Source organism: Trinickia sp. HAY1-2D (assembly GCF_056754935.1).
In genome coordinates this window covers 3,791,828-3,815,913 of the sequence record NZ_JBPGWX010000002.1, presented here as the reverse complement: position 1 = coordinate 3,815,913, position 24,086 = coordinate 3,791,828, and the positions used below count along the sequence as shown (strand labels likewise).

The window sequence follows — 24,086 nt, the reverse complement described above, 5'->3', positions numbered from 1 at the left end:
CAATGCGTGGCGCGGCGCCCGGCGGCGCCGGCCGACACGAGCAGCGGCCCGCTTCATGCGGTAGAATCCTAGTTTGAGACCAGGACCGGAAAATGCGCTGGCAGCCTCGGACCGCCCACTTGATCCCCGCTCCGCGAGAAGCGCGTCCCGCGGCGGAAAAGTATGTCCGTCACGCGCGATCGCGTCACGCATGAGCCTCTGCCCGTGAAGGCTTGCCGGCGCCGCATCGAGCGGCGGCCAACCGCCTTGAAGCCCAGTTTCCAAACATTGCGCGTGACGCGCGCCGCCGTTTGCGTAATCGACCCGATGCGCAAGCCGGCCCATCGATCCGTCCGACCATGAACGCACCACAAGTATTCGACCCGCACGGCGCCGCCGCGGCATTGGCCGCCGATCCCGAACCGCGGCTGCGCGAGATTCCCTACAACTACACGTCGTTTTCCGATCGCGAAATCGTCATCCGGCTGCTTGGCACCGAAGCCTGGAGCATCCTCGACGAGCTGCGCAACGAGCGCCGCACCGGCCGCTCGGCCCGCATGCTCTACGAAGTGCTGGGCGACATCTGGGTCGTGCGCCGCAATCCGTATCTGCAAGACGATCTGCTCGACAATCCGAGGCGCCGCACGCTGCTCATCGAGGCGCTCGAGCATCGGCTCAATGAAATCGAGAAGCGGCGGCACGCCGATCTCGCCGAGCATCGCGACGACGCGGGACGCGAGCGGGCCGCGCGCGTGGAAACATTGGTCGCGGCCGCGCGCCGCGCGGTGGACGCGTTTGCCGGCGAATTCGCGGCGCTCGCGGAGTTGCGCCGCCGTGCGCTGAAGGTGCTCGGACGCTGCACGCAGAAAGACAACATCCGCTTCGACGGCTTGTCGCGTGTCTCGCACGTGACCGATGCGACCGACTGGCGCGTCGAATATCCGTTCGTCGTGCTCACGCCGGACACCGAGCAGGAAATCGCGCGTCTCGTGAAGGCGTGCTTCGAGCTGGGCCTGACGGTGATCCCGCGCGGCGGCGGCACCGGCTATACGGGTGGGGCCGTGCCGCTCACGCCGTTTGCGGCCGTCATCAATACGGAAAAGCTCGAGCAACTGGGCGCAATCGAGCTCACGGAACTCCCCGGGCTCGCACTCAAGGTGCCGACCATCTTTTCGGGCGCGGGCGTCGTCACGCGTCGCGTCACGGAAGCGGCCGAGGCCGGCGGCTATGTGTTCGCGGTGGATCCGACTTCGCTCGACGCCTCCTGCATCGGCGGCAACATCGCGATGAATGCGGGCGGCAAGAAGGCCGTGCTCTGGGGCACCGCGCTCGACAATCTCGCCTGGTGGCGCATGGTCGATCCGGAGGGCAACTGGCTCGAAGTGACGCGGCTCGGCCACAACCTCGGCAAGATCCACGATGCCGACATGGCGCGCTTCGAGCTGAAGTGGTTCGACGGCGAGCACGCTCCGGGCGAGCGCTTTTTGCGTACGGAAACGTTGGCGATCGAAGGCCGGCGCTTTCGCAAGGAAGGGCTCGGCAAGGACGTCACCGATAAGTTCCTGTCCGGGTTGCCCGGCGTGCAAAAGGAGGGTTGCGACGGCCTCATCACGTCGGCGCGCTGGGTGCTGCACAAGATGCCCGCGCACACGCGCACGGTCTGCCTCGAATTTTTCGGCCAGGCGCGCGAGGCGATACCGAGCATCGTCGAAATCAAGAACTACCTGTTCGAGACGGCGAAGCGCGGCGGCGCGATCCTGGCGGGCCTGGAGCATTTGGACGAACGCTATTTGCGCGCGGTCGGTTACGCGACCAAATCGAAGCGCAATGCCTTCCCGAAGATGGTGTTGATCGGCGACATCGTCGGTGACGATGCCGACGCCGTGGCCTCGGCCACCTCGGAAGTGGTGCGCATGGCCAACGGCAAGAGCGGCGAGGGGTTCGTGGCCGTGAGCGCCGAGGCGCGCAAGCGTTTTTGGCTCGACCGCAGCCGCACGGCGGCGATCGCCAAGCATACGAACGCGTTCAAGATCAACGAAGACGTGGTGATTCCGCTCGATCGCATGGGCGAATACACGGACGGCATCGAGCGGATCAACATCGAGCTGTCGATCAAGAACAAGCTGCAGCTCGTCGATGCGCTCGAAGCGTTTTTCAAGGCCGGGAAGCTGCCGCTCGGCAAAAGCGACGATGCCAACGAGATTCCTAGCGCGGAGTTGCTCGAAGACCGTGTCCAGCAGGCGCTGGCATTGCTCGCGCGTGTGCGTGCGCGCTGGGTCTTCCTGCGCGAGAACCTCGATATGCCGCTTCGCGAGGCGCAGCATACGCTCGTGCAGCTAGGCTACGAGGGGCTTGCCGAGAAGTTCGCCGACCGCGTCGATGGCCAGCCCGATGCAACGGTCTTCGACGTGACGCAGGATCGCACGGTGCGCGTGTCGTGGAAGCAGGAAATCCGCGCCGAGCTGAGGCAGATCTTCAACGGCGGAGAGTTCAAGCCGATCCTCGAAGAGGCGCAGGCCATCCATAAGCAGGTGCTGCGCGGCCGTGTCTTCGTCGCGCTCCATATGCACGCGGGCGATGGCAACGTGCATACGAATATTCCGGTGAACTCGGACAACTACGCGATGCTGCAGGATGCCCACGCGGCGGTCGAGCGCATCATGAAGCTCGCGCGTTCGCTCGACGGCGTGATTTCGGGTGAACACGGCATCGGCATCACCAAGCTCGAATTCCTGACCGATGACGAGATTGCCGAATTCCGCGCCTACAAGGAGCGGATCGACCCGCAAGGCCGGTTCAACAAGGGCAAGCTGCTGCCTGGTGCGGACTTGCGCAACGCCTACACGCCGAGCTTCGGCCTCATGGGTTACGAGTCGCTCATCATGCAGCAGTCCGACATCGGCGCGATTGCCGATTCCGTGAAGGACTGCCTGCGCTGCGGCAAGTGCAAGCCGGTGTGCGCGACGCACGTGCCGCGGGCGAACCTGCTCTACAGCCCGCGCAACAAGATTCTCGCGACGTCGCTGCTGATCGAGGCGTTCCTCTACGAAGAGCAGACCCGTCGCGGCGTGTCGATCAAGCATTGGGACGAGTTCAACGATGTCGCGGACCATTGCACCGTCTGCCACAAGTGCGTGACGCCGTGTCCGGTGAAGATCGACTTCGGCGACGTGTCGATGAACATGCGCAACCTTCTGCGCAAGATGGGCAAGAAGAAGTTCAACCCGGGCACGACCGCGGGCATGTTCTTCCTGAACGCGACGAACCCGCGCACGATCAATCTGGCGCGCACGGCGATGATGGGCGTCGGCTACAAGGCGCAGCGGCTCGGCAACGACCTGCTCAAGCAGTTCGCGAGAAAACAGACCGCGCATCCGCCGGCGACGACGGGCAAGCCGCCCGTCGTCGAGCAGGTGATCCATTTCATCAACAAGAAGATGCCGGGCGATCTGCCGAAGAAGACGGCGCGCGCGCTGCTCGACATCGAAGACAACAAGATCGTGCCGATCATTCGCAATCCGAAGACGACGTCGGTCGATTCGGAAGCTGTGTTCTATTTCCCGGGCTGCGGCTCCGAGCGCCTGTTCTCGCAAGTCGGCCTCGCGACGCAGGCGATGCTGTGGGAGGCGGGCGTGCAGACGGTGCTGCCGCCAGGCTATCTATGCTGCGGTTATCCGCAGCGCGGTGCTGGGCAGTACGACAAGGCCGAGAAGATCGTGACCGACAACCGCGTGCTGTTTCACCGGGTGGCGAACACATTGAACTATCTCGACATCAAGACCGTGGTCGTCTCGTGCGGCACCTGCTACGACCAACTGGCCGGCTATGAATTCGAGAAGATCTTCCCGGGCTGCCGGATCATCGACATCCACGAATTCCTATTGGAAAAGGGCATGAAGCTCGACGGCGTGAAGGGCACGCGGTACATGTACCACGATCCCTGCCATACGCCGATCAAGACGATGGATCCGGTCAAGCTCGTCAACGAGCTGATGGGCGCCGAGAAGGACGGGTACAAAATCGAGAAGAACGACCGCTGCTGCGGCGAATCGGGCACGTTCGCCGTGAGCCGCCCCGACATCTCCACGCAAGTGCGCTTTCGCAAGGAAGAGGAGATCAGAAAGGGGGCGGCCAAATTGCGCGCGCTGCCGATCGTCGATGCGAACGCCGGGGCCGCTGCGAACGGCGAAGCCAACGTCAAGATTCTCACGAGCTGTCCTTCCTGCCTGCAAGGGCTGAAGCGCTACAACGAGGATGCCGACATCGAGGCTGACTACATCGTCGTCGAAATCGCGCGGCGCACGCTCGGCGAGGACTGGATGGTGAACTACGTGCGCCAGGCCAACGATGGCGGGATCGAGCGCGTGCTGGTGTAATAGCGGCCATCGCCGGCTCGATCGGTGACGATCGGGCCGCAACGACGCGAAAGGACGACCATGGACTGCGTATTTTGCCGTGAGGAAGGGGGAACGGTGCTTTGGCAGGATGACGCCATGCGCGTCGTGCTGACCGACGAGATCGACTATCCGGGCTTTTGCCGGGTGATTTGGAATGCGCATGTCGCCGAATTCTCCGATCTTTCCGCCGCTCACCGCGAGCGTTTGATGCGTGTGGTCTATGCTGTCGAACGAGCATTGCGCACAGTCATGCAGCCGGCCAAGGTCAATCTCGCAAGCCTTGGCAACCAGGTGCCGCACCTGCATTGGCACGTGATCCCGCGTTTCACGAACGACGCGCATTTCCCCTTGCCGATCTGGGCGCCGCGGCAGCGCACCGTGTCCGAGGCGCTGCTCGCATCGCGCCGCGCACAGGCCACGCTGCTTGGCGATGCGGTGCGCCGCGAGGTCGTGCAGGCGTTTGCCTGATACCTGCGGTCCGGGGCGCGCTGCGGGTGCCGGCGGCACTGAACACAACGAATATCGAGGCAGTCATGAGCGGACTCACTCCCGATACCCCGGTTCCGACCGGCGTCGTCGTCCATGCGAAATCGCGTGTACTGGAATTGCAATATGCGGACGGGCAGAGCTACCGGGTCCCGTTCGAACTGCTACGCGTCTATTCGCCGTCAGCCGAGGTGCGCGGGCACGGGCCGGGCCAGGAAACGCTCCAGACCGGCAAGCGCGACGTGACGATCGTTTCGATCGCGCCGGTCGGCAACTACGCACTGCAGCCGACATTCTCGGATGGGCACGCCACGGGTCTTTACTCATGGGACTTGCTCCACGATCTGGCCACTCGCCAGGACGCATACTGGAGCGAATACCTGGGCAAGCTCGCCGCGGCAGGAGTGGACCGCGATGCGCCGATGAGCGAGCCCGGCGCCTCCGGTGCGCCGCACGGCCATTGCCACTGAAACCATTGAATAAAAAGCGGAGGATATTCGCGATGAGCAAGACCCACTTCGGCTTCGAAACGGTCGACGAGCGGGACAAGGCCAGGAAGGTCGCGGGCGTGTTCCACTCCGTCGCGTCGAATTACGACTTGATGAACGACCTGATGTCCGGGGGGCTGCACCGGGTCTGGAAGCAGTTCACCATCGGGCAGGCGAACGTGCGTCCGGGTGCGAAAGTGCTCGATATCGCGGGCGGCACGGGCGATCTGTCCAAGGCATTCGCGAAGCGGGCCGGTCCGACGGGCGAAGTGTGGCATACCGACATCAACGAATCGATGTTGCGGGTGGGGCGGGACCGGCTCCTCGATGAAGGTGTCATCACGCCGGCCCTGCTGTGCGACGCGGAGAAGATTCCGTTTCCCGACAATTACTTCGACGTCGTCACGGTCGCTTTCGGGCTGCGCAACATGACGCGCAAGGAAGTCGCGCTCGCCGAGATGCGGCGCGTGCTGAAGCCGGGCGGCCGATTGCTGGTGCTCGAGTTTTCGAAAGTTTGGGAGCCGCTGAAAAAAGCGTACGACCTCTATTCGTTCAAGGTCTTACCCTGGCTCGGCAACAAATTCGCCCGCGATGCCGAAAGCTACCGCTACCTGGCCGAATCGATCCGCATGCACCCGGATCAGGAAACACTGAAAACAATGATGGAACAAGCAGGCCTCGACGCCGTCAAATATTACAATTTGTCAGCTGGCGTGGTAGCCTTGCACGTGGCGACTAAATATTAGCGCCGCTAACCGCTTGTTTTTCGTGAGGAATTTCGAGATGTCCGATCCCCTTCCTGTTGCTTCCAAAAACCTTTCTAAGCCCCTTGCGAGGCGGATCGGCTCCGTTGCGCTGGTCGCGGTGCTGGCGGTGACCACCGTTGCTTCGCTCGATGCAGAAGCGAAGCGGTTGGGGGGCGGACGCACGTTCGGGCGCCAGGCCCAGACCACGCAAACGGCACCGTCCACGGCCACGCAGTCGCAGTCGTCGACGCAGCAGAACTCGCTGCAGTCGGCGCAACCGGCGGCCGCCGCGCGCACGCCGTCGAGCCCGGCGCAGCCGGCGCCCGCGCGTTCGCGCTGGCTCGGCCCCATCGCCGGGTTGGCCGCCGGCCTCGGCATCGCGGCGTTGCTTTCACACTTCGGGCTCGGCGGCGCGTTTGCCAGCATGATGGCAAACGTCATCGTGATCGCGTTGTTGGCGATGGCGGGCATTTGGCTCGTGCGTAAATTCATGTCGCGCCGTCGGGAGCCGGTGCCGGCTTATGGTGCCGCAGCGGCGGGGACCGGTGGCGCGCCGATGCGGGAGTTCGGGGCATCGCGTATGCAGACGGCCGAGCCGGCCGCTTCGAGCGGAGCGATGCCGGGCGCCGCGATGGGCGCTGCGTCAAGCGCGGCATTGCCAGCCGGTTTCGACACCGAAACCTTCCTGCGCCACGCGAAGGTCAACTTCGTTCGGTTGCAGGCGGCGTGGGACGAGGGCAATCTCGCCGACATTCGCGAATTCACGACCCCCGAAATGTTCGCTGAACTGAAGGTCGATATCGATGCGCGGGGCCGCGAACGCGATCAGACCGACGTCGTGCAGCTCAACGCCGAGCTCATCGGCGTCGAAGATCGCGGCAGCGAATATCTGGCGAGCGTGAGGTTCAGCGGCTTGATTCGCGAGTCGGCCGGTGAGTCGGCCGGGCCGTTCGTCGAGGTCTGGAATCTCTCCAAGGCGGCCCGCACGGGCGAGGGCTGGCTGCTGGCCGGCATCCAGCAGATCGCGCAGCACTGAGGGCGACGCGTGGTTCGGGTGCGGCGTCGCGGCCGCACCATGGCGCGCGATGCGGCGGCGGCCGTGCGCGAACCGACGTTACAATAGTGGCCCGCGCAGGCAGCCGCCTCGCGGGCTTTTTTGTCGACCGCAGTTGCTGCTTTAGCTGTTACTGCGGTCCCGAGCCATGTCGAGCCCGATGATCCTTGCCGCCAAGCCCTTTGCCGCAGCCGTCAATCACCTGCTTGCCCGCGAAGCTTGGGCGCGAGAGCGGCTCGTGCCATATTCCGGGAAAACGGCACGTCTCGTCTTCTCTTCGCTTTCCGTCACCTTGGCGGTGCAGCCCGAGGGCTATCTCAATGCGCTCGACGAGCATGAGGGCGCGCTGCCCGATGTCTCCATCGCGGTGCCGGCCGAAGCGGTATCGGCATTCGTGCAGGGTGGGCAGGCTGCGGTCATGAAACATGTAAGGATCGAAGGCGACGCCGAATTCGCGACGCAGCTCGGGAAACTGGCCGAGCACTTGCGCTGGGAGCCGGAAGAGGATCTCGCGCGGCTGATCGGAGACGCCAGTGCTTACCGGATGTCGGCGCTCGTGCGCACGGCCGGCGAGCGGGCACTGCGCGCGGGACGCAATTTGCGCGACGCGGCGGCCGAGTATTTGCTCGACGAGAACCCCCAGCTCGTGCGGCGCACGTTGCTCGAAAGTTTCAACACCGAGCTCGCGCGGGCGCGCGATGCCCTTGCACGCGTGGAAAAGCGTATCGAGCGCATCGAGGCCCAAGCCGGCGCCGGCGGCGCTTCGATTTCGCGCGGCACCCGCTAGCGAGGCCACGGACTTTTCCATGCGTTTTCTGCGCTTTATCAAGATCGTCTATACGGTCATCCGGTTCGGCCTCGACGAAATGATGCTGGCCCGCATCAACGACCGCCGCGTGCGGTTCCTGCTGCGCATCGGCACGATCGGGCGTCGCTTCAAGTCGCCGCCGGCGGTGCGGCTGAGGCTCGCGCTGGAGAGCCTGGGCCCGATTTTCGTCAAGTTCGGTCAAGTGCTGTCGACACGGCGGGATCTGCTTTCGCTCGACGTGGCGATCGAGCTCGCGAAGCTGCAGGATCAGGTGCCGCCATTCGATTCGGATGTCGCCATCGATATCATCGAAAAATCGCTCGGCGCCAAGGTCGACGCGCTGTTCGACGAATTCGAGCGCGTGCCGGTGGCGAGCGCATCGATCGCGCAAGTGCACTTCGCGAAGGTCAAGGCGGGGCAGCATGCCGGCAAGTCCGTCGCCATCAAGGTGCTTCGGCCGAACATGCTGCCCGTCATCGATTCCGATCTGGCGCTTTTGCGCGACATCGCGGTCTGGGCGGAGCGGCTATGGGCCGACGGCAAGCGCCTCAAACCACGCGAAGTCGTTGCCGAATTCGACAAATACCTCCACGACGAACTCGACTTGATGCGCGAGGCCGCCAACGGCAGCCAGTTGCGCCGCAACTTCATCGGGCTCGATCTGTTGCTCGTCCCGGAGATGTACTGGGAGTTCTGTACGCAGAACGTGCTCGTCATGGAGCGCATGGTCGGCGTTCCGATCAGCCAGGTCGAGACGCTGCGCGAGGCGGGCGTGGACATTCCAAAGCTCGCGCGCGAAGGTGTGGAGATTTTCTTCACACAAGTTTTCCGGGACGGCTTTTTTCATGCCGATATGCACCCGGGCAACATTCAGGTCAGCCTCGATCCAGCGCATTTCGGGCGCTATATCGCGCTCGACTTCGGCATCATCGGCGCGCTGTCGGACTTCGACAAAAACTATCTGGCGCAAAACTTCCTGGCGTTTTTCAAACGCGACTATCACCGCGTGGCGACGCTGCATTTGGAATCGGGCTGGGTTCCGCCCACCACTCGCGTCGAAGAACTCGAAAGTGCGATTCGCGCCGTGTGCGAGCCCTATTTCGACCGGGCCCTGAAAGACATCTCGCTCGGGCAGGTGTTGCTCAGGCTGTTTTCGACCTCGCGGCGCTTCAATGTCGAGATTCAGCCGCAGCTCGTGTTGTTGCAAAAGACGATGCTCAATGTCGAGGGACTCGGCCGCTCGCTCGATCCGGAGCTCGATCTGTGGAAGACGGCGAAGCCTTACCTCGAACGCTGGATGAACGAACAGATCGGCATCCGGGGCTGGCTGGACCGGCTGCGCGTCGAAGCGCCGCAGTGGAGCAAGACGCTGCCGCAGTTGCCGCGCCTCGTGCACAATGTGCTGGCCGGCCGCCACGACGGTACGCGTGGGGCGCAGGACACGGTGATTCAGATGCTGCTCGTCGAACAGCGGCGTACGAATCGGCTGTTGCAGGCGCTCCTCCTGTTCGGCGTGGCGATGGGCGTCGGCGCGGTGGCCGCGCGGTTCTGGCTCGTGCTGGCATACGGTGGGTGAGACCGGAGCCCCTCTATGAGCGATTCGACGCAGCCCGGCAGCGAGCCGACCTTCGATTCCCGCGATCCCGGCTCGGCCCACTTCTGGGACGAGCGTTTTCGCAAGGGGTTCACGCCCTGGGATCAGGCGGGGGTGCAGCATGCGTTTCTCGCTTTCATGGCGCGCACCGAACGGTGCCCCGTGTTGATCCCGGGTTGCGGTAGCGCGTATGTGGCACTCGCGCTCGCTCGAGCCGGCTGGACCGTGCGCGCCATCGATTTTTCGGCCGATGCGGTGGCGGCCGCCCGTGCGCAGCTCGGAGAATTCGGCGCGCTGGTCGAGCAGGCCGATTTTTTCAGCTACATGCCGCCGTTCGAGCCGGGGTGGATCTACGAGCGGGCGTTTTTCTGCGCGCTGCCGCTGGCACGCCGCGCCGATTACGTCCAACGCATGGCGCAACTGCTGGCGCCGGGCGGCTTGCTCGCCGGCTTCTTTTTCTCGGCTCGACACCCAAGGGGCCGCCCTTCGGTATCGAGCGTACCCAACTCGAGGCGCTCTTCGCACCGTCGTTCGAGCTCGTCGAAGACGCGCCGGTCGACGACTCCCTACCCGTCTTCACCGGGCGCGAGCGCTGGCTCACGTGGCGCCGCCGCTGAGGCCCTTTCCGGGGCCTTGAATTTCGCGCCGACGCCCCCATCTCGGAACGGCCCGGCCCCCGGCTGCCTGAAATCAGACCGGGGCCGGTTGCGGTTATAATTCAACGCTTTGTACGCACCGAACCGTTTTGTCGGAATTGCCGGGAAGAGAATCATGCCCATCTACGCTTATCGCTGCGAATCGTGCGGATTCGAAAAAGACGTGCTTCAGAAAATGAGCGACGCACCGCTCACGCAGTGTCCGGAGTGCAAGAGCGAGGCATTTCGGAAGCAAGTGACGGCCGCGGGCTTTCAATTGAAGGGCTCGGGCTGGTACGTCACCGATTTTCGTGGCGGCTCCAGGGGCGCCGGTGCCGCGGCGAATGGCCAGAAAGACAGCGGCGAATCGAAGACGGCGTCGGGTGATTCTGGAACCGCTACGGGAACCGCTTCGTCGGCTTCCGCGACGTCCGCGGCTTCGACGGGCGGGGGCGGCTCGACCGGTTCCGGTACGACGGCATCCAGCACGGCGGACGCCTGATCCGCTGCATCGCGCCGATCGGTGACCGGGCAGGCAGCCGGGCGGCTTCCGGCGCGCTCGAGGCTGGCCGTCCTCGAATGCGCTTTCGGACGCCGCGCCGAACCTTTTCCGCGGTTTTCTGACGGTATACATGAAAAACACGACGTTCAAATCCGTATTCCTGACCGGTCTGTTGGTTCTCGTGCCCCTGGCGATCACGCTATGGGTGCTCGGGCTCATCATCGGTACGATGGACCAGACGCTGCTCTTGCTGCCGGCTTCGTGGCAGCCCGAGAAGCTCTTCGGCTTCCATCTGCCGGGCATCGGCGCGCTGCTGACGCTGGCGTTCATCTTCATCGTCGGCCTGTTCACCCAGAACTTCGTCGGTCAGAAGCTCGTGACCTGGTGGGACGCCATCGTGCGTCACATCCCGATCGTGGGCCCGCTGTATACGAGCGTGAAACAGGTCTCGGACACGCTGTTGTCGAGCAGCGGCAATGCGTTTCGAAAAGCGCTTCTGATCGAATACCCGCGGCGCGGCTCTTACACGATCGCTTTTTTGACGGGTGTGCCGGGCGGCGATGTCCTCAACCACCTGAACACCGAGCACGTGAGCGTCTATGTGCCGACGACGCCCAACCCCACCTCCGGTTTTTTCCTGATGGTGCCGAAAAGCGAAGTCATCGAGCTCGATATGAGCGTCGATGCGGCGCTCAAGTACATCGTCTCGATGGGTGTGGTCGCCCCCGCGGCGCCGCCCGCGGCCGCCCTGGCGCGCCGGCCCGTCGAACCGCCTCTTTAAATACCGGGCGAAACGCGTAGCGTTCATCGCTCAATCATGCAAACGATAGACGAACACCATGTCGATGAGATCTGAATACTGCGGTCTGGTGACCGAACACCTGCTGGGTCAAACCGTTGCGCTCTGCGGGTGGGTGCATCGCCGGCGCGACCACGGCGGCGTCATTTTCATCGACCTGCGCGACCGCGAAGGCCTGGTCCAGGTCGTTTGCGATCCCGATCGTGCCGACATGTTCAAAGCCGCAGAGGGTGTGCGCAACGAGTTCTGCGTGCGCGTTGTCGGCGTCGTGCGCAACCGCCCCGAGGGTACGATCAACGCGGGCCTGAAGAGCGGCAAGATCGAAGTGCTCTGCCATGAGCTCACCGTGCTCAACGCATCGGTCACGCCGCCGTTCCAGCTCGACGACGACAATCTCTCGGAAACCACGCGCCTGACGCACCGTGTGCTCGATCTGCGCCGTCCGCAAATGCAGCACAACCTGCGTTTGCGTTACCGCGTGGCGATCGAAGTGCGCAAGTACCTCGACGCGCAGGGCTTCATCGATATCGAAACGCCGATGCTCACGAAGAGCACGCCCGAAGGCGCGCGCGACTACCTCGTGCCGTCGCGTGTGAACGCCGGGCAGTTCTTCGCGCTGCCGCAGTCGCCCCAGCTTTTCAAGCAGCTTTTGATGGTGGCGAACTTCGATCGCTACTATCAGATCGTCAAATGCTTCCGCGACGAGGACCTGCGGGCCGACCGTCAGCCGGAATTCACGCAAATCGACTGCGAAACGTCGTTCCTCTCGGAACAGGAAATCCGCGATCTTTTCGAAAAGATGATCCGGCACGTGTTCAAGGAAACGATCGATGTCGCGCTCGACGATCCGTTCCCGGTCATGCAGTACGCCGAGGCGATGGCGCGTTTCGGTTCGGACAAGCCCGACCTGCGTGTGAAGCTCGAGTTCACCGAGCTGACTGATGCCATGAAGGACGTCGAGTTCAAGGTATTCAGCGCACCTGCCAATACGAAGGACGGCCGTGTCGCGGCGCTGCGCGTGCCCAAGGGCAGCGAGCTCTCGCGCGGCGACATCGACGGGTATACGGAGTTCGTGCGCATTTACGGCGCGAAAGGCCTCGCCTGGATCAAGGTCAACGATGCCGCGAAGGGGCGTGACGGTCTGCAAAGCCCGATCGTCAAGAACCTGCACGATGCGGCGATTGCGGCGATCCTCGAGCGCACCGGCGCTGAGGACGGCGACATCGTTTTCTTTGCCGCCGATCGCGCGAAGGTGGTCAACGACAGCCTCGGCGCATTGCGTCTGAAGATCGGCCATTCGGAATTCGGCAAGGCGAACGGCCTTGTCGAGCAAGGCTGGAAGCCGCTGTGGGTCATCGATTTCCCGATGTTCGAATACGACGAGGAAGAGGCGCGCCACGTCGCCGCTCACCATCCGTTCACTAGCCCGAAAGATGAGCACCTCGAGTATCTCGAGACGGACCCGGGCCGTTGCCTCGCGAAAGCTTACGATATGGTGCTCAACGGCTGGGAGATCGGCGGCGGATCCGTGCGGATCCATCGCGAAGAGGTGCAAAGCAAGGTCTTCCGCGCGCTGAAGATCGGTCCGGACGAGGCGCGTGCGAAGTTCGGCTTCCTGCTCGACGCGCTGCAGTACGGCGCGCCGCCGCATGGCGGGATTGCGTTCGGTCTCGACCGCATCGTGACGATGATGGCGGGTGCCGATTCGATTCGCGATGTCATTGCGTTCCCGAAGACGCAGCGTGCGCAATGTCTGCTGACGCAAGCGCCGAGCCCCGTCGACGAGCGCCAACTGCGCGAGCTGCACATCCGACTGCGCCAGCCCGAGCAGCCGAAGGCGTAAGCTGTTGCTCTCGCGCGGCGTGCCGCGCGGATCATCGGAAAAGGCGCTTCGGCGCCTTTTGTCAAAGCCATGCAAAAACCGCCGAAGATCCCGGAGTCCGTTCTCGTCGTCATTTACACGCCGGAGCTCGACGTGCTCGTCATCGAGCGCGCCGACCGGCCTGGGTTCTGGCAATCCGTGACCGGGTCGAAGGACAGCCTCGATGAACCGCTGACGCAGACCGCGATGCGCGAGGTGGCGGAGGAAACGGGCATCGCCATCGGCAGTGCCGACGTGCCGGCGAACGCGCTCGTCGATTGGGGCCAGCACATCGAGTACGACATCTACCCGGTCTGGCGCCATCGCTATGCCGAAGGCGTCACTCGCAACCTGGAGCACTGGTTCGGGCTCGAAGTGCCGCGGCGGCTCGAGGTGAAGCTCGCACCGCGCGAGCACACCGCTTACCTCTGGCTGCCCTACGAGCAAGCGGCGGCCCGGTGCTTTTCGTCGTCCAACCGCGACGCGATCCTGCAGTTGCCGCGTCGCTTGCGAGCGCGCGGCGAATGAGCCGTCACGGCGCGCGCCGGTTGGCGCGCTTCGGCGCGGCGCTGGTGTCGCGGCGTCGTTCGATCCGCCTTGCCTTTACCGCCGGCAATCGCGTGCGCCTTTTCGGGACGGGCGATGCCTACTTCGCGGCGCTCGTTGCCCGCATCGACGCGGCGCAGCACGACGTGGCGCTCGAAACGTATATCTATTGCGACGATGCAGCCGGCCGTCCGGTATCGGAGGCGCTGACGCGCGCGGCCGCGCGCGGCGTGCGCGTGCGCGTGATCACCGACGGCATCGGCACGGGCCGGCTTCCGCTCTTCGACGCGTGGCGTGAAGCCGGCGTCGAACACCGCATCTACAATCCGCACCTGTTCGGCCGGTTCGGCTTTTCGCGCACGCATCGGAAGATCGCTTTTGTCGACGGAATCGCCGCGTTTTGCGGGGGCATCAATATCGTCGACGATTACGATGCCGGCGCTTTGCGCCTGCCGTTCCCGCGTTGGGATTTTGCCGTGGAATTGAACGGGCCCGTCGTTGCGCAGGTACGAGCGGCGTTCGACATCCAATGGCGCCGTCTGGAGATCGGCCATCGGCCGAATCCGCTCGACGCGCTGCGCGCGGGCATGCGGGGTATTTCGTCAGCCCCTGGCGTGCGTGCGCGGCGCGCCGCGCCTTTGACGGCCGGCGAGCCAGCCGTCGCATTCATCGCGCGCGATAATCTCGTGAACCGCCGCGCGATCGAAAAGGCCTACCTCGTGGCGATCGGCCGCGCGCGCCGCGAAATCCTCGTCGCCAACCCCTACTTCATGCCGGGACGCCGAATGCGTCGCGCGCTCGTGCGCGCGGCAAGGCGCGGCGTGGATGTGCGCCTGCTCGTCGGCAGAAAGGAATTCGTCGTACTCGATCATGCCGTGCGCTACCTCTATCGAACACTGTTGATGGCGGGCGTGCGTATCGGGGAGTATGAAAAGACGATGCTGCATGCCAAGGTGGCGGTCATCGATTCGAGTTGGGCGACGATCGGTTCGTCCAATCTCGATGCGCTTAGCCTGGTGCTCAACAATGAAGCGAATGTCGTGCTCGTCGAGCACGACGAAATCGGTCTTTTGCGCCGCGCGATTCTCGCGGCCTTCGACGATGGGAGACCGATCGACGCCGTCCGCTATGCGGCACGCCCCTGGTACGAGCGGGTCGTGAACCGGGCGGCCTATATGGTCTACCGCATGGCAATGAAACTGCTCACGATCGGCGGCTACGACTGAGGGCAATCCGCGAAAGCCCTCTATCCCGATACCGGCGAATGCGGCAATACTCCGATCATCGGAACTCTGCCCGGTTAGATCGGGTTTTCTAATAAAGTCCTTGTTTCGACGACGGCTGCGCTCAATAATAGTACGGCCGTTCGTTTTTGGATGGAATCCTATAAGAACGGTATTTGGCCATGCGAAAAGGTGAACAGACGCGCGCCGCGATTCTCGATGCTGCGCTTGACCTGGCGAGCCGCGATGGGCTCGAGGGCCTGACGATCGGGCTTTTGGCCGAGCGTATGCAGATGAGCAAGAGCGGCGTGTTCGCGCACTTTGGCTCGCGCGAAGATTTGCAGGTGGAGGTGGTGCGCGAGTACCACCGCCGCTTCGAGGAAGAGGTCTTCTTCCCGAGCCTGCGCGAGCCGCGCGGGTTGCCGCGTTTGCGTGCAATGCTGAGCCGCTGGATCGAGAAGCGCATCCAGGAAGTGACGACGGGATGCATCTATATCAGCGGCGCGGTCGAGTACGACGATCGCGGCGACAATCCGGTCCGCGAAGAGCTCGTCGCGAGTGTGTCGACCTGGCGTGCGGCATTGCTGCGCGCGATTTCGCAGGCGTTGGCGGAGGGGCATTTGCGTCCGGATACCGATCCGAATCTGATGCTTTTCGAACTGTATAGTTTCACGCTCGGTCTGCATCATGATGCACGCTTTCTGCACCTGCCGGATGCGGTGCGACTGACGTGGGCCGCGTTGGAAAAGACGATCGTCTTGTATCAGTGCGAGCCGGGCCGCCCCAAGCGCACTGATGCCCCCTCGGGGGGCAGTGAACGAAGTGAGCGTGGGGGCGGTTCATCGCAAAGTCAGAGCGAAAGCCGTTAGCGGGCGCGCGGGCCATCGATACCCGCCCGCGCGACGGCCGAGCTGATCGCTGCATATCTTGGGAGGGGAGTCATGGGTCAGTACGCCGCGCCGTTGCGGGACATGCAGTTCGTCATGCACGAGCTGCTCGATGTCGAAGCCGAACTGAAAGGCATGCCGAAACATGCCGATCTGGATGCCGATACGATCAACCAGGTGCTCGAGGAGGCCGGCAAGTTCTGCTCGGAGGTGCTCTTCCCGCTGAACCAGACCGGCGACCGCGAAGGCTGCGTCTATCAGGGCGACGGTGTCGTCACGACGCCGAAGGGTTTCAAGGAGGCCTACGCGCAATACGTCGCGGCAGGTTGGCCCGCGCTCGGCTGCGACCCTGAATACGGTGGCCAGGGCCTGCCCGCATTCGTCAACAACGCGCTGTATGAAATGGCCAACTCGGCCAATCAGGCCTGGACGATGTATCCGGGGCTCTCTCATGGCGCCTACGAATGTTTGCGGGAGCACGGCACGCCGGAGCAGCAGCGCGTCTATCTGCCGAAGCTCGTGGCCGGCACGTGGACGGGCACGATGTGCCTGACCGAGCCCCATTGCGGTACGGACCTCGGCATTCTGCGCACGAAAGCCGAGCCCGCGCTCGACGGCTCCTACTCGATCACCGGCACCAAGATCTTCATTTCGAGCGGCGAGCACGATCTCGCCGAAAACATCGTGCACCTCGTGCTTGCCCGGCTGCCCGACGCGCCGCCGGGAACGAAGGGCATTTCGCTTTTCATCGTGCCGAAATTCGTGCCGAACGCAAGCGGCGAGATCGGCGAGCGCAATGGCGTCAAGTGCGGCTCGATCGAGCACAAGATGGGCATCCACGGCAACGCCACCTGCGTCATGAATCTCGACAACGCGAAGGGTTGGCTCGTGGGCGAGCCGAACCGCGGGCTGCAGGCCATGTTCGTGATGATGAACGCGGCGCGGCTCGGCGTCGGCATGCAAGGGCTCGGCCTTACGGAAGTCGCGTACCAGAACTCGCTCGCCTATGCGAAGGAGCGCTTGCAGATGCGCTCGCTGACCGGGCCCAAAGCACCGGACAAGCCGGCGGACCCGATCATCGTGCATCCGGACGTTCGCCGCCTGCTGCTGACGCAAAAGGCCTATGCCGAGGGCGGGCGTGCATTCACGTACTGGTCGGCACTGCAGATCGACAAGGAACTCTCCCACGCCGACGAATCGGTGCGCAAGGAAGCGGCCGATCTCGTCGCTCTGCTGACGCCGATCATCAAGGCGTTCCTGACCGACAACGCATTCGAATGCACGAATCACGCCATGCAGGTCTTCGGCGGTCACGGCTTCATTTCCGAATGGGGAATGGAGCAGTACGTGCGCGACGCGCGCATCAACATGATCTACGAAGGCACGAACGCCGTGCAGGCACTCGATCTGCTGGGCCGCAAGGTGCTCGGCGACATGGGCGCGAAGCTCAAGAAATTCGGCAAGCTCGTGTCGGATTTCGTCGAAGAGCAGGGCGTGAAGCCCGAGATGCAGGAGTTCGTCAATCCGCTGGCCGACATCGGCGAGAAAGTGCAGAAGCTGACGATGGAAATCGGCATGAAGGCCATGCAGAACCCGGACGAGGTCGGGGCGGCGGCCGTGCCCTATCTGCGCACAGTGGGGCACCTCGTGTTTTCGTATTTCTGGGCCCGCATGGCGCGCATCGCGCTCGACAAAGAGGCGTCGGGCGATCCGTTCTATAAGTCGAAACTTGCCACCGCGCGTTTTTACTTCGCCAAACTGCTGCCCGAGACGGCCGCCACGATTCGTATGGCGCGTGCCGGTGCAAAGCCATTGATGGACATCGACGAGGCGCTTTTCTGAACGATGACGAGATTCGCCGACGTCTTCGTTCGACGCGTCCGTTTCATATCGGCCGGCTGCCGCAAGGTGCGCCTGATGCGCCCAAGCGGGGGCCGGCAAACCGCATGACTCCGAGGGAGAATTGACGTGAGCAACCTGATCATTCGCAAGGTGGCCGTGCTCGGTGCCGGCGTGATGGGTGCGCAGATCGCGGCGCATCTGATCAATGCCAAGGTTCCGGTGCTGCTCTTCGATCTGCCGGCCAAGGAAGGCCCCAAAAACGGGATCGCCCTGAAAGCGATCGAGAATCTCAAGAAGCTCTCGCCCGCGCCGTTCGGCGTCAAGGACGACGCGCGCTTTCTCGAGCCGGCCAATTATGAAGACGACATCGCCCGGCTGGGCGAGTGCGATCTCGTCATCGAAGCCATCGCCGAGCGCATGGACTGGAAGCATGACCTCTACAAGAAGGTCTCGCCGCATCTCGCGCCGCATGCGATTTTCGCCACGAATACTTCGGGGCTGTCGATCGGCAAGCTGTCGGACGGATTCTCCGACGAACTCAAAGCGCGCTTTTGCGGCGTGCATTTCTTCAATCCGCCGCGCTACATGCATCTCGTCGAGCTGATTCCGACGCCGCATACGCGTGCGCAGATTCTCGACGATCTCGAGACGTTCTTGACGAGCGTCGTCGGCAAGGGCGTCGTGCGGGCCAAGGATACGCCGAACTTCATCGCCAATCGCGTCGGCGTGTTCTCGATTCTTGCCGTGATCGCGGAAGCGCAGAAGTTCGGTCTGCGCTTCGACGAGGTCGACGATCTGACCGGCGCGCGGCTCGGCCGCGCCAAATCGGCGACGTTCCGTACCGCCGATGTCGTCGGCCTGGACACGATGGCCCATGTCATCAAGACGATGCAGGACAATCTCGCCGACGATCCGTTTGCGCCCGTCTATGAAACGCCGGCCGTACTGGCGGAGCTCGTGAAGCAGGGCGCGCTCGGCCAGAAGACCGGGGCAGGCTTTTACAGGAAGGAAGGCAAGGCCATCAAGGTGCTCGACCCGAAATCGGGTACCTATATCGAAGGCGGTGCCAAGGCGGACGAGCTCGTCGGCCGCATTCTCAAGCGCCCGGCCGCGGAACGGTTGAAGCTGCTGCGCGAATCGGAGCACCCGCAGGCCCAGTTCCTCTGGGCGATTTTCCGCGACGTATTCCACTACATCGCCGTGCATCTCGAGTCGATCGCCGATAACGCGCGCGATGTCGATCTGGCGATCCGTTGGGGCTTCGGCTGGAACGATGGACCGTTCGAAGGTTGGCAGGCGGCCGGCTGGAAGCAGGTCGCCGAATGGGTGCAGGAAGACGTCAGCGCGGGCAAGGCGCTTTCGAAGGCGCCGCTGCCGTCGTGGGTGTTCGAAGGTGCGGTGGCCGAAAGCGGTGGTGTGCATACGAACGAGGGCTCGTGGTCGCCCGCCGCGGGCAAGTTCGTGCCGCGCCCGGCGCTTCCCGTCTATGACAAGCAGGTGTTCCGCGCACCGCTCGTCGGCGAAACCGGGATCGATCCGAAGACCGACGGCAAGACGCTTTTCGAAACCGATGCGGTGCGCGCCTGGGTCGATCCGCGCGCAGGTGAAGACGATGTGGTCGTCGTGTCGTTCAAGAGCAAGATGAACACGATCGGCCCGAGCGTGATCGACGGGATCGTGCAGGCGATCGAGCTCGCCGAGAAGGCGTACAAGGCCGTGGTCGTCTGGCAGCCGACCTCGCTCAAGCTCGGGACGCCGGGCGGTCCGTTTTCAGCCGGTGCCAATCTCGAGGAGGCCATGCCCGCTTTCATGATGGGCGGCGCCAAGGGCATCGAGCCGTTCGTGAAGAAATTCCAGCAGGGGATGTTGCGGATCAAGTATGCGAACGTCCCCGTCGTCGCGGCGATCTCGGGCATCGCGCTCGGTGGCGGTTGCGAGCTGGTTCTGCACAGTGCGAAGCGCGTCGCGCACATCGAAAGCTACATCGGCCTCGTCGAAGTGGGTGTCGGGCTCGTGCCGGCCGGGGGCGGGCTCAAGGAAGCGGCATTGCGGGCCGCCGACGCGGCCGCGGCGATCGGCGCGCCGACGGGCGAACTGTTGAAGTTCATCGGCAAATCGTTCGAGAACGCGGCGATGGCCAAAGTCTCCGGCTCGGCGCTCGAGGCGCGTGCAATGGGGTATCTCAAGCCGTCCGACACGATCGTCTTCAACGTGTTCGAGCTGCTCGATACCGCGAAGAAGGAGGCGCGCGCGCTGGCCGCGGCAGGCTACCGTCCGCCGTTGCGTGCCACGCAGATTCCGGTGGCGGGCCGCTCCGCGATCTCGACGATCAAGGCTCAACTGGTCAACATGCGCGACGGCAACTTCATCAGCGCTCACGATTTCCTGATCGCTTCGCGTATTGCCGAGGTGATCTGCGGCGGCGACGTGGAAGCCGGCAGTCTCGTCGACGAGGAATGGCTGCTGACGCTCGAGCGGCGCGCTTTCGTCGAATTGCTCGGCACGCAAAAGACGCAGGAGCGGATCATGGGCATGCTGCAGACCGGCAAGCCGGTGCGCAATTAACGAGAGTCGCATTCAGGAGCTGCAAATGAGCAAACAGTTGCAAGACGCATATATCGTCGCGGCGAGCCGTACGCCGATCGGCAAGGCGCCGCGCGGCGCGTTCAGGAACACGCGGCCCGACGAGCTGCTCGTCCATGCGATCAAGGCGGCCGTGGCGCAGGTACCGGGGCTCGATACGAAAGTGATCGAGGATGCGATCGTCGGCTGCGCGATTCCCGAAGCGGAGCAAGGCCTCAACGTCGCGCGGATCGGTGCGCTGCTGGCGGGCTTGCCGCAATCGGTCGGCGGCGTGACCGTCAACCGGTTTTGCGCATCGGGCGTGACGGCGCTGGCCATGGCTGCCGATCGCATTCGCGTCGGCGAGGCCGATGCGATGATCGCGGGCGGTTGCGAATCGATGAGCATGGTGCCGATGATGGGCAACACGCCGTCGATGTCACCGCACATTTTCGATCGCGACGAAAATATCGGCATCGCCTACGGCATGGGGCTCACCGCCGAGCGCGTCGCCGAACGGTGGAAGGTGAGCCGCGAGGATCAGGACAAGTTTTCGCTCGAATCGCACCGCAAGGCGATCGCGGGACAGCAGGCGGGCGAGTTCCGCGATGAGATCGCACCGTTTCAAATCGTCGAGCGCGTGCCCGATCTCGCGAGCGGCGAGGTCAGGACCAAAACGCGCGAGATCGCGCTCGACGAGGGGCCGCGCCCCGATACGTCGCTCGAAGGGCTGGCGAAGCTGCGTGCGGTGTTCGCCAACAAGGGCTCGGTGACGGCGGGCAACAGCTCGCAAACGTCGGACGGTGCGGGTGCGCTGATCGTCGTCTCCGAAAAGATTCTCAAGCAGTTCGGGCTGACGCCGCTCGCTCGCTTCGTGAGCTTCGCCGTGCGTGGCGTGCCGCCGGAAGTCATGGGCATCGGCCCGAAAGAGGCGATTCCGGCGGCGCTCAAGGCTGCGGGGTTGAAGCAGGACGATCTGGACTGGATCGAACTCAATGAAGCATTCGCCGCGCAATCGCTGGCGGTGATTCGTGAATTGGGCCTCGATCCGGCCAAGATCAATCCGTTGGGCGGTGCGATTGCGCTTGGCCATCCGCTCGGTGCGACGGGCGCGATCCGCGCGGCCACGGTCGTCCATGGTCTGCGTCGGCGCAATCTGAAGTACGGCATGGTGACGATGTGCGTCGGCACCGGTATGGGCGCCGCGGGCATCATCGAGCGGCTTTGAGGGGGGGCACCTGGCCGTGTACGGAGTTCGCGGGCGGATGATCGGGTGCTCGCCGACCGCCCGCGAATGCTTTGTCCCGTAACAATCTTCGAGGAGACGCAGGCAATGGATATTTTGGTCGAACGCGCCGAAGGCGTCATGACGATAACGTTCAACCGGCCGGAGAAGAAAAACGCGATTACGTCCTCGATGTATCGTGCGATGACCGACGCACTCGCGCACGCACATGACGACGCCAGCGTGCGTGCGATTCTGATTCGCGGCGGCGCGGCAGCGTTCAGCGCGGGCAACGACCTCGAAGACTTCATGAAATCGCCGCCGACGGATGCCGATGCGCCGGTCCTGCAGTTCCTGCGGAGCATCAGCACGGTCGACAAGCCGGTGGTCGCGTCGGTCGCCGGCGTCGCGATCGGCATCGGCACGACGCTGCTGCTTCACTGCGATATCGTCTACGCCGCTGAATCGGCGGTTTTTTCGCTGCCGTTTGCGCAACTGGGGCTGTGCCCCGAGGCCGCATCGAGCTTGCTGCTGCCGCGTCTTTGCGGCCATCAGCTCGCGGCCGAGAAGCTGTTGCTCGGTGAGCCGTTCGACGCCGACGAAGCGCACAGAATGGGGATCGTGAATCGGTTGCTACCGGCTGCCGACCTCGAAGCCTTTGCATTCGGGCAGGCGACGAAGCTGGCTGCGTTGCCCGCTTCGTCGCTGCGCGTCACGAAGATGCTGATGAAGCGCGCACACGCACATGAAGTCGCCGAGCGCATGAACGACGAAGTCGTCCACTTCGGCAAGATGCTGCTTTCGCCGGAGGCGCGCGAGGCGATGACCGCGTTTTTCCAAAAGCGCAGACCCGATTTCAGGCAGTTCGATTGAACAGGCCTAGGCCGTCGTGTAGTCCACGTAGCCCGCTTCGCGGCAGAAACTGAGCAGGCGAATTCCGGCTTGCCGGGCGATCGAAACCGCCAGCGACGAAGGTGCCGAGATCGTCGCGACCATCGGGATGCCGACACGTGCCGCTTTTCGTACGAGCTCATAGCTCGCGCGGCTAGACAGGAAGACGAACCCGTCCGTCGTATCGGCGCGCTGCAGTATGAGATGGCCGATCAGCTTGTCCAACGCGTTGTGGCGTCCCACGTCCTCGAACGCCGCGACGATCGATCCCTCGCTGTCGCACCAGGCGGCGGCGTGCAAGCCGCCCGTGAGTCTCGTCAGGACTTGATGCTCGGGCAGCTCGCGCGCCGCGCGCGCGATCGCATCGGGAGCCAGCCGTGCGAGAAAACCATGCTCGGGTACTCGTTCGGGGGTGAGGTCGAGCAAGTCGATGCTTTCGATGCCGCAGACGCCGCAGCCCGTGCGGCCCGCCAGCGCGCGGCGGCGGTCCTTGAGCGCGACGAATGCCTGCTGAACGACCGTCAGCGCCACCTCGGCGTAGGGAATGGGTGCCGCGTCGGCATGGATCGCAACCTCGATGTCATGGATATCGCTACCGCGCTCGACGATGCCCTCGGAAATCGAAAACCCGACGGCGAACGCCTCCAGATCGCGCGGGGTGCACATCATCACCGCATGCGAAATCCCATTGAATACGAGGGCGACAGGCCATTCCTGGCCGATGCGGTCGGTCACGGACTCGACCGCGCCCGCTCGGTGCCGGCGCACCGGTTGTTCGATGGCGCCGGCTTGCTCGGCGTAGTCCAGTGGGTCGTTCAAGGTCGCTCCTCGGCATGTTCCAGGTGACCGGACGGTGCGTTGCGCCATTGCCGGTCGAATAAGGTTCTAAAATACCCGAAGCCAGCTCGGCCTGCCGGACGAGGCATTGCCGCCTCGAAACACGAGGACTCGGTCATGGGATTGCACGAATCGCCGCTGATGTTCGATTTCGAAGCCGTATCGTCGGAAAACCTCAAATTCATGCCGATGTCGGTCCGCTTCAATCTGGATCGCTTCGGACTGCGCATTTCCCTCGCCCAGTGGCAGTGCCTGCCCCACGCCGATCGCGTATTGCTGGCGCGGTTTCCCGTCGACGAGGACACGGCCATCGAGCCGAACTTCGACCATGCGCTGTTCGAAATGATGCGTACTCACGCCAACGTCGAGCCCGATTGGTTCGCGCCGGAGCCGAACCCGGCGTGGCGCGAGACGTCGGTCGTGCCCGACGGCGTGCAAAATCAGTGCCGGATTGCCGGACTCGAGCCTGTCGAAGCGCAGCGCTGGGGCGGGCTCGATCCATTCAAGCGGTATGTCCTGACGAAGCTTTCGCGCAAACCCGAGGGCAATCACGATTTCGTGCCTGCGATGCGCGAGTTCGGGCTCGCGGACCTCGCCCGACCGTAGCGCCGGACCTCCTCTGGGGCCGTTTTTTGCGCGCGCCCCTCAAGTTTTCGCCGTCGCTGCCGTTATCGATAGGTTGGCACGTCAAAAATTCGATTCACTCGCGGTGCCACCCTATAGG

General features: G+C 63.8%; 19 protein-coding genes and 1 pseudogene. 19 read left to right on the top strand and 1 reads right to left on the bottom strand.

All coding sequences use genetic code 11. The annotated features are described in order from the left end of the window. Positions 1-338: 338 nt before the first annotated feature. The 18 genes and pseudogenes from ACR9ZC_RS24745 (at position 339) to ACR9ZC_RS24660 (ending at position 22,507) form a co-directional block, all read left to right on the top strand. Positions 339-4,355 carry a DUF3683 domain-containing protein gene (locus tag ACR9ZC_RS24745; RefSeq protein WP_481582281.1) on the top strand — a complete coding sequence of 1,339 codons (4,017 nt, stop codon included), beginning with the start codon at positions 339-341 and terminating at the stop codon, positions 4,353-4,355. Positions 4,356-4,415: 60 nt separating this feature from the next. Next, on the top strand, positions 4,416-4,844 hold the full coding sequence (locus ACR9ZC_RS24740; protein ID WP_481582280.1) for an HIT family protein: 429 nt from the start codon (positions 4,416-4,418) through the stop codon (positions 4,842-4,844). Positions 4,845-4,909: 65 nt separating this feature from the next. Next, positions 4,910-5,332 carry a gamma-butyrobetaine hydroxylase family protein gene (locus ACR9ZC_RS24735; protein WP_481582279.1) on the top strand — a complete coding sequence of 141 codons (423 nt, stop codon included), beginning with the start codon at positions 4,910-4,912 and terminating at the stop codon, positions 5,330-5,332. A gap of 32 nt (positions 5,333-5,364) precedes the next feature. Then, entirely contained in the window at positions 5,365-6,096 is a 732-nt protein-coding gene (ubiE, locus tag ACR9ZC_RS24730; RefSeq protein ID WP_481582278.1) for a bifunctional demethylmenaquinone methyltransferase/2-methoxy-6-polyprenyl-1,4-benzoquinol methylase UbiE, read from the top strand. 37 nt (positions 6,097-6,133) lie between these two features. Further along, a complete protein-coding gene (locus ACR9ZC_RS24725; protein ID WP_481582277.1) occupies positions 6,134-7,132 on the top strand; it encodes a Tim44 domain-containing protein in 999 nt (332 codons plus the stop codon). 178 nt (positions 7,133-7,310) lie between these two features. Then, a complete protein-coding gene (locus ACR9ZC_RS24720) occupies positions 7,311-7,937 on the top strand; it encodes a ubiquinone biosynthesis accessory factor UbiJ (RefSeq protein ID WP_481582765.1) in 627 nt (208 codons plus the stop codon). 19 nt (positions 7,938-7,956) lie between these two features. After that, positions 7,957-9,534, top strand: coding sequence for a ubiquinone biosynthesis regulatory protein kinase UbiB (gene ubiB, locus ACR9ZC_RS24715; protein WP_481582276.1), 1,578 nt, complete (start codon positions 7,957-7,959; stop codon positions 9,532-9,534). Positions 9,535-9,549: 15 nt separating this feature from the next. Beyond that, a pseudogene (locus tag ACR9ZC_RS24710) lies at positions 9,550-10,169 on the top strand (methyltransferase domain-containing protein). A gap of 154 nt (positions 10,170-10,323) precedes the next feature. After that, on the top strand, positions 10,324-10,689 hold the full coding sequence (locus ACR9ZC_RS24705; protein ID WP_481582275.1) for an FmdB family zinc ribbon protein: 366 nt from the start codon (positions 10,324-10,326) through the stop codon (positions 10,687-10,689). Between the two features lie 130 nt (positions 10,690-10,819). Beyond that, positions 10,820-11,470 (top strand): DUF502 domain-containing protein, encoded by a 651-nt coding sequence (locus ACR9ZC_RS24700; protein ID WP_481582274.1) that lies wholly within the window; start codon positions 10,820-10,822, stop codon positions 11,468-11,470. A gap of 58 nt (positions 11,471-11,528) precedes the next feature. Further along, on the top strand, positions 11,529-13,331 hold the full coding sequence (aspS, locus tag ACR9ZC_RS24695) for an aspartate--tRNA ligase (protein ID WP_481582273.1): 1,803 nt from the start codon (positions 11,529-11,531) through the stop codon (positions 13,329-13,331). Between the two features lie 69 nt (positions 13,332-13,400). Continuing rightward, entirely contained in the window at positions 13,401-13,877 is a 477-nt protein-coding gene (gene nudB, locus ACR9ZC_RS24690; protein WP_481582272.1) for a dihydroneopterin triphosphate diphosphatase, read from the top strand. After that, positions 13,874-15,121, top strand: a complete 1,248-nt coding sequence (locus ACR9ZC_RS24685; protein WP_481582271.1) for a phospholipase D-like domain-containing protein — start codon at positions 13,874-13,876, stop codon at positions 15,119-15,121. The genes nudB and ACR9ZC_RS24685 overlap by 4 nt, the downstream gene beginning before the upstream one ends. Positions 15,122-15,300: 179 nt before the next feature. After that, a complete protein-coding gene (locus ACR9ZC_RS24680) occupies positions 15,301-15,987 on the top strand; it encodes a TetR/AcrR family transcriptional regulator (protein WP_481582270.1) in 687 nt (228 codons plus the stop codon). Positions 15,988-16,059: 72 nt separating this feature from the next. Beyond that, positions 16,060-17,847 carry an acyl-CoA dehydrogenase C-terminal domain-containing protein gene (locus ACR9ZC_RS24675; protein WP_481582269.1) on the top strand — a complete coding sequence of 596 codons (1,788 nt, stop codon included), beginning with the start codon at positions 16,060-16,062 and terminating at the stop codon, positions 17,845-17,847. Between the two features lie 126 nt (positions 17,848-17,973). Further along, positions 17,974-20,412, top strand: a complete 2,439-nt coding sequence (locus ACR9ZC_RS24670; RefSeq protein ID WP_481582268.1) for a 3-hydroxyacyl-CoA dehydrogenase/enoyl-CoA hydratase family protein — start codon at positions 17,974-17,976, stop codon at positions 20,410-20,412. A gap of 25 nt (positions 20,413-20,437) precedes the next feature. After that, a complete protein-coding gene (locus ACR9ZC_RS24665) occupies positions 20,438-21,637 on the top strand; it encodes an acetyl-CoA C-acyltransferase (RefSeq protein ID WP_331569597.1) in 1,200 nt (399 codons plus the stop codon). Positions 21,638-21,742: 105 nt separating this feature from the next. Beyond that, complete coding sequence (locus ACR9ZC_RS24660) at positions 21,743-22,507, top strand: enoyl-CoA hydratase (RefSeq protein ID WP_481582267.1); 765 nt, start codon at positions 21,743-21,745, stop codon at positions 22,505-22,507. Between the two features lie 6 nt (positions 22,508-22,513). Here ACR9ZC_RS24660 and fdhD read toward each other — a convergent pair whose 3' ends face one another. Further along, positions 22,514-23,392, bottom strand: a complete 879-nt coding sequence (gene fdhD / locus ACR9ZC_RS24655; RefSeq protein WP_481582266.1) for a formate dehydrogenase accessory sulfurtransferase FdhD — start codon at positions 23,390-23,392, stop codon at positions 22,514-22,516. An 87-nt stretch (positions 23,393-23,479) separates the two neighbouring features. Between fdhD and ACR9ZC_RS24650 the strand changes: the two genes are divergently transcribed. Then, positions 23,480-23,968 (top strand): nitrate reductase associated protein, encoded by a 489-nt coding sequence (locus ACR9ZC_RS24650; RefSeq protein WP_440558834.1) that lies wholly within the window; start codon positions 23,480-23,482, stop codon positions 23,966-23,968. The last annotated feature ends 118 nt before the right edge of the window (positions 23,969-24,086 follow it).

Coding starts and splice junctions, on each gene's coding strand:
- ACR9ZC_RS24745 (WP_481582281.1), top strand. CDS start 339: ATGAACGCACCACAAGTATTCGACCCGCACGGCGCCGCCGCGGCATTG.
- ACR9ZC_RS24740 (WP_481582280.1), top strand. CDS start 4,416: ATGGACTGCGTATTTTGCCGTGAGGAAGGGGGAACGGTGCTTTGGCAG.
- ACR9ZC_RS24735 (WP_481582279.1), top strand. CDS start 4,910: ATGAGCGGACTCACTCCCGATACCCCGGTTCCGACCGGCGTCGTCGTC.
- ubiE (WP_481582278.1), top strand. CDS start 5,365: ATGAGCAAGACCCACTTCGGCTTCGAAACGGTCGACGAGCGGGACAAG.
- ACR9ZC_RS24725 (WP_481582277.1), top strand. CDS start 6,134: ATGTCCGATCCCCTTCCTGTTGCTTCCAAAAACCTTTCTAAGCCCCTT.
- ACR9ZC_RS24720 (WP_481582765.1), top strand. CDS start 7,311: ATGATCCTTGCCGCCAAGCCCTTTGCCGCAGCCGTCAATCACCTGCTT.
- ubiB (WP_481582276.1), top strand. CDS start 7,957: ATGCGTTTTCTGCGCTTTATCAAGATCGTCTATACGGTCATCCGGTTC.
- ACR9ZC_RS24705 (WP_481582275.1), top strand. CDS start 10,324: ATGCCCATCTACGCTTATCGCTGCGAATCGTGCGGATTCGAAAAAGAC.
- ACR9ZC_RS24700 (WP_481582274.1), top strand. CDS start 10,820: ATGAAAAACACGACGTTCAAATCCGTATTCCTGACCGGTCTGTTGGTT.
- aspS (WP_481582273.1), top strand. CDS start 11,529: ATGTCGATGAGATCTGAATACTGCGGTCTGGTGACCGAACACCTGCTG.
- nudB (WP_481582272.1), top strand. CDS start 13,401: ATGCAAAAACCGCCGAAGATCCCGGAGTCCGTTCTCGTCGTCATTTAC.
- ACR9ZC_RS24685 (WP_481582271.1), top strand. CDS start 13,874: ATGAGCCGTCACGGCGCGCGCCGGTTGGCGCGCTTCGGCGCGGCGCTG.
- ACR9ZC_RS24680 (WP_481582270.1), top strand. CDS start 15,301: ATGCGAAAAGGTGAACAGACGCGCGCCGCGATTCTCGATGCTGCGCTT.
- ACR9ZC_RS24675 (WP_481582269.1), top strand. CDS start 16,060: ATGGGTCAGTACGCCGCGCCGTTGCGGGACATGCAGTTCGTCATGCAC.
- ACR9ZC_RS24665 (WP_331569597.1), top strand. CDS start 20,438: ATGAGCAAACAGTTGCAAGACGCATATATCGTCGCGGCGAGCCGTACG.
- ACR9ZC_RS24660 (WP_481582267.1), top strand. CDS start 21,743: ATGGATATTTTGGTCGAACGCGCCGAAGGCGTCATGACGATAACGTTC.
- fdhD (WP_481582266.1), bottom strand. CDS start 23,392: ATGGCGCAACGCACCGTCCGGTCACCTGGAACATGCCGAGGAGCGACC.
- ACR9ZC_RS24650 (WP_440558834.1), top strand. CDS start 23,480: ATGGGATTGCACGAATCGCCGCTGATGTTCGATTTCGAAGCCGTATCG.